The organism is Pseudomonas sp. SIMBA_067 (assembly GCF_046534675.1).
Lineage (GTDB): Bacteria > Pseudomonadota > Gammaproteobacteria > Pseudomonadales > Pseudomonadaceae > Aquipseudomonas > Aquipseudomonas putida.
Window position 1 is genome coordinate 1 of sequence record NZ_JAWRYH010001246.1, and the last position, 240, is coordinate 240.

Here is a 240-nt window from a genome sequence, read left to right on the forward strand (position 1 = left end):
GCCAGTACCGCCTGGATGGTGTCAACGGTATAACCTTCGTCCTGATACCAGGCGCGGAAGCGACCGAGCATAAAGTCGATAACATCATCAACTACGTTGGCATTAGTCAGCTTATCGCCATACAGACGCACCGCTTCTTCGGTCAGCGTTTGCAGATCAAGGTTGAGGTTCTTCTCAACGATAATTCGCAGCACGCCAAGCGCGGCACGACGCAGCGCAAACGGGTCTTTGTCGCCTTTC

The 240-nt window shown here is 53.8% G+C and carries 1 protein-coding gene; it reads right to left on the reverse strand.

What is annotated here, in order from left to right:
• On the reverse strand, positions 1 to 240 hold a 240-nt coding region (locus SB765_RS33285; RefSeq protein ID WP_410932989.1), incomplete at both ends, for a glycine--tRNA ligase subunit beta.